This window comes from Enterococcus sp. 5H, from assembly GCF_028128615.1.
Classification (GTDB): domain Bacteria; phylum Bacillota; class Bacilli; order Lactobacillales; family Enterococcaceae; genus Enterococcus_L.
Window position 1 is genome coordinate 1 of the sequence record NZ_AMDP01000059.1, and the last position, 4,255, is coordinate 4,255.

The window sequence follows — 4,255 nt, forward strand, 5'->3', positions numbered from 1 at the left end:
CTTTGTAGATTTCAGGAATGTTCTCTTCTACCTCTTTAATAGATGGATATAGCCAAGGACGTGCTGGTTGACCACGAGTCATAAAGAAATCTTTCCCGTTGATCGTCACTTTTGGAATACCATAAACTGCCTCTAAATCAACTGCTACAATATCCACAGGGACAAACCATCGTTCTTGCGTATAAAATGGATTGACACCGTTCGGTAAGTCTTTTGGAGAAGCTTCACCTACTGGACCAGTCCCAAACTCTCGAAAGAGTAATTGTTGTTTATCTGACCAAACTCGTCCGATTAGTTTACCGTTGCTATCAATAACAACTTCTTGTTTAATAGAGCCAGCGCTTTCGCCGCTGCCATGTTTAACAGATGATTGTATTCGACTAGCGCCTCGAGAGGCTACTTCTTCGACGATTTCAAAAGTGGCATCCCAAACAGCTTCCTCCATGATTTTCGGTGCTGCTTTAAGTTTGGCTTTTAGACTGTCTAATCCTTTTATTTCAACTTTCACGGGATATTCACCTTCTTTAGTGTAATTACTTTATGTTCTGAATATTCTTGAATGGAAGTAATTTCATAATCAGGTATGCTAGCAGAATCAACTTTATAACAAATACCGTCTTTCTCATTCTCTCCCTCGTTAATATCATTACCTTCGTAATAACATGTTTTAATATAGGGTAGTTTAGTGCCCCATATTTGAGCTTGAACTTGACCACCCGCGGATTGAACATCCATTTCTAACTCAATAGGTTCTCCTGGGTAATTAATCACATCGTTGCCTTCATCATCCGAATAAATTTGGTGTTTTTTTAGATAAACAGTATCTTTCCAATCATTAAATTCATTCATAGGTTTTTCACCTTGCCTAATCTGTAACGATTTAGACTGGATTTTATACTAGAAGGAATTCCGTTAGTCTCTTTATAACTAACAGAACGCCCTCCTTCTGATTTTGAAGAAATTAATTCTTTGCCATCATTTCTATAAGCGAGATATGCCATCTTTCTTATAGCTGATAACATACCTTCTGTGACTTCATCACGATTACAATAGTTTAAGGCTTCGTCCTCGGCTTCTTCTAACAGAACTTCCAAATTAGCATTCTGTTTATCGTCTAAAATACCGAGACGAGCTTTTAACTTTTCTAGTTCTGTTACTTCTGCCAATTAGATCCGCTCCTTATTCACCAGTTCCGCCTTGGACAATAGTTTTAGGCACCCAAAGTTTATGTTTAAATTGAACGATACGTACATTCTTAGGCTCGTAAACACGCTCCCAGTTTCCACCAATTGATAACTCCACATTTGTAGGAGAAGAACCAGCAACCGATTTATCAGTAAATTTAACCCCACGTGGGTGCAGTAAAAAGTGTTGACGATTAATAAGGATATCATCACCGGCTAACTTATCGCGATCTGTTTCAGTTGGAACAGGGGCTGATCCATTACCTAAGCCAACAGCACCGGCACCAAAGATATAAGATGTAAATACATCGCCATCTTTAGGCATACCATCATCAACGATGACACGTTTACCCATATATAATGGAATTTTTTGATTATTTGAATCTAATAAATACTCAATCAAGTTTTGTTTACGTAAGCTCGCATAAACCATTGAATGGATTGAAATAGCTGTTAAACGTTCTTCGGCATCCCCTAATTTGTATGATGCATCTAAGAAACTTTCACCAGTAAAAGCTCCGTCGTTCCCGTCTTCTGCAGAAATATCATGTGTATTGGAAGCCATTTTTGTTGAAGCTGCTCCAAATACACCTTTTAAAGTTGAGATTAAAGTTACTTGTTGACGACGTGCCCAGTATGCAGCAACTAAATCACCAATAGCACGCATTGGATCATCACCAGATAACGCTTTTGCTAAATCGTTTGAACGCCACGCTTTCCCACGCATTAACAGAACCGCTACGTCCTGACCAGCAGTAATTTTATCTGTACTTAATGGATCAGTATCTGATAATACTTCATCGTCTCCAGTTAAATCATTCCAATACGGCATATTGATTAATCGACCGCCACTTGACGCTAGCACATCTAATTCAGGATTGTTAACCACTACTCCTGATTGGTAAAAGGCAGATAGTTCAGCAGTTCGTTCGATTACATATTGATTAAATACTTCAGGTACAATCACATCAGCAATTTTTGTTTTATCTGATGCGAACAACTGTAAATTCATGTTAATTTGGTTTTTCATTTATATTCCTTCTTTCTTATTTTATAGCCATTTGCTGTAATAATTTGGCGCGTTCAGGATCTTCTCTTAAAATTTCACCTTGTCTTGTTAAGTTGAAATTATCTTTATCCCAAGGATTAGTGCTGCTTGATTGATTTGATTGACTGCTAGGTACTTCGACCGAAGCTTTTAATTTTTCATTAACTGCTTTTTCAACAGCTTCATCCCAGGCTTTCTTCAACACTTTAATGTCAGCAGAAGCTTCTTCAGCAGTATCGCCAATAACTCTATTAGCAAAATCACTTGGTAACCCTTCATTCATGAGTTGCTTACCTTTTTCTACTGAAAGTTGGTCTTTTCTAAACTGAGCTTTCTCAGCTTCGAATTCTGCTTTTTCTTTGTCAATTAAAGCTTGTTGGCGTTCTTCTTCTGATAGTTTGGCCAACCTCGCGGCTTCATTTTCGCGTTCTTCAGTTTCTTTTTTCCACTTGGCATGCTTTGTTCTGACAATTTCATTAACATCATCGTCCGTTTTAAACCCATGTTTTTGTCTGATTGTTTCTAGCTGTTCGTCTGACAGCTCATCTACATTGAATTCTGCTGGTGTGATATCCGGATTATCTTCACCATCAGCAAACAATTGTAAATTCAGTGGTAATAAATGCTTCTTCTTCATGATAATCTCCTTCTCCATATCTTTTTACGTGGATAAATGCTTGCACATTCCATAGCTTTTAACGTCATCAATGCTTAGACAAAATAAAAAAAGCAATCATTCGATTACTTTATATACTTCCTATTTCGATAAAATCACTTTCTTTTGACGCCTTATTTCTTTTTCAGAATATTTAGCTTTTAACATACCCATCCATTTACTATAGTTGTCTTGTTGACTTATAGTCATTATTTTGCCGGTTATAGGATCATTCGCAACCCTCGTGCCTGACAAGGTTCGCTTACCAAAGTACGCAACAGCGATTGTCCTACACCATGGATGAAAAGGAGGATACGTGCCCTCTTTACCGTTGGCCACCGCCTTTGAGACTAAATAAATCTTATGATCTTTTTCCTGACAAATTTTAGATGTACGAAGGTCTAATACTGCAACAAGCATGTATTGTTCAACGCCTCTATCTTGCCATGCTTTGAGTTTGGCTTGGTTAGCCATGTAATTAGCTTCGGTACGAATCAAACGCTTAGCAACTCCAATAGAGCGGTCAAATTCACTTGCTATAGTCTTAGCCATCTCAAACTCGGACATCCCTGTCATTGATTCGACAGTAAATAGTTGCTCCAATCGTTTAGCTAGCGCTTCAGTGTCACTCCATATCCGCTCAGAATAATTTCTCCCAAGCCAGTGACTATCTAAAATGTTCTTAGTATATTTTGTAGATAGCTCATTAAATTGATAATCCTTTTTATTCCATACTTCAATAACTACAGCATTTTTAGCATTCTGTTGAGCTTGACGAATGATTGATTCCGCAGTCGCTTCATTATACGAATCATGGATCGTATCAATATAAAAATCGGTAGATTTATCGAGCTGCACATTGGCAATTTGTTTAGAAACTAAAAAAGACTTGGCTTTCAAGTCCTCAGCTCGTGTTATTCGTTCTTTAAATGCTAGCCCAGTGAGTTTTTTCTGTGCTTCTTTTTGTAAAACAGGATTGCTTATTTGCTTAGACAGACTTTTTAACTCTACTAATTCTGCTGGTTGTACTGTATCGTTCAGTAGTCGTTTTGTTTCCTTTTCGTCTAATCCGGTGCGTTGTTGCGCCCTAGAAAAGAGCTTTCGTGCTTGTTTAGTTAAATAGGATTGTGCTTGACGATAGGCAGTGGCTACTTTTTCCTCTAGTGCTTTCGCACCATCGTTGACTCTCTTTTCAGCAGCTATATTTCGCAATTGCCAATAAGATTGTTCCGTTTGTTTCTTTTTTTGAGCCATTTAGATCAACTTCTGTCTTAGGTGTTCTATTTGATCGGTAGAGTTAATTATTGGGCCTGATTTTATATCTTGTGCATTTAGTGTTCCTGTTATAATTCCGCCATAGTTGGCTTT

6 protein-coding genes are annotated in these 4,255 nt (G+C 37.8%); all 6 read right to left on the reverse strand.

Annotation, left to right across the window (positions count from 1 at the left end; all coding sequences use genetic code 11):
• On the reverse strand, positions 1 to 508 hold a 508-nt coding region (locus C240_RS14510; protein ID WP_271497264.1), incomplete at its 3' end, for an HK97 gp10 family phage protein.
• On the reverse strand, positions 505 to 849 hold the full coding sequence (locus tag C240_RS14515; protein ID WP_271497266.1) for a hypothetical protein: 345 nt from the start codon (positions 847 to 849) through the stop codon (positions 505 to 507). The genes C240_RS14515 and C240_RS14510, both read right to left, overlap by 4 nt.
• Positions 846 to 1,166, reverse strand: coding sequence for a phage head-tail connector protein (locus tag C240_RS14520; protein ID WP_271497268.1), 321 nt, complete (start codon positions 1,164 to 1,166; stop codon positions 846 to 848). The genes C240_RS14515 and C240_RS14520 overlap by 4 nt, the downstream gene beginning before the upstream one ends.
• Positions 1,167 to 1,179: 13 nt before the next feature.
• Positions 1,180 to 2,214 (reverse strand): major capsid protein, encoded by a 1,035-nt coding sequence (locus C240_RS14525; protein ID WP_271497270.1) that lies wholly within the window; start codon positions 2,212 to 2,214, stop codon positions 1,180 to 1,182.
• A gap of 16 nt (positions 2,215 to 2,230) precedes the next feature.
• Positions 2,231 to 2,869, reverse strand: a complete 639-nt coding sequence (locus C240_RS14530) for a DUF4355 domain-containing protein (protein WP_271497272.1) — start codon at positions 2,867 to 2,869, stop codon at positions 2,231 to 2,233.
• Between the two features lie 120 nt (positions 2,870 to 2,989).
• A complete protein-coding gene (locus C240_RS14535; protein ID WP_271497274.1) occupies positions 2,990 to 4,141 on the reverse strand; it encodes a minor capsid protein in 1,152 nt (383 codons plus the stop codon).
• Between the last annotated feature and the right edge of the window lie 114 nt (positions 4,142 to 4,255).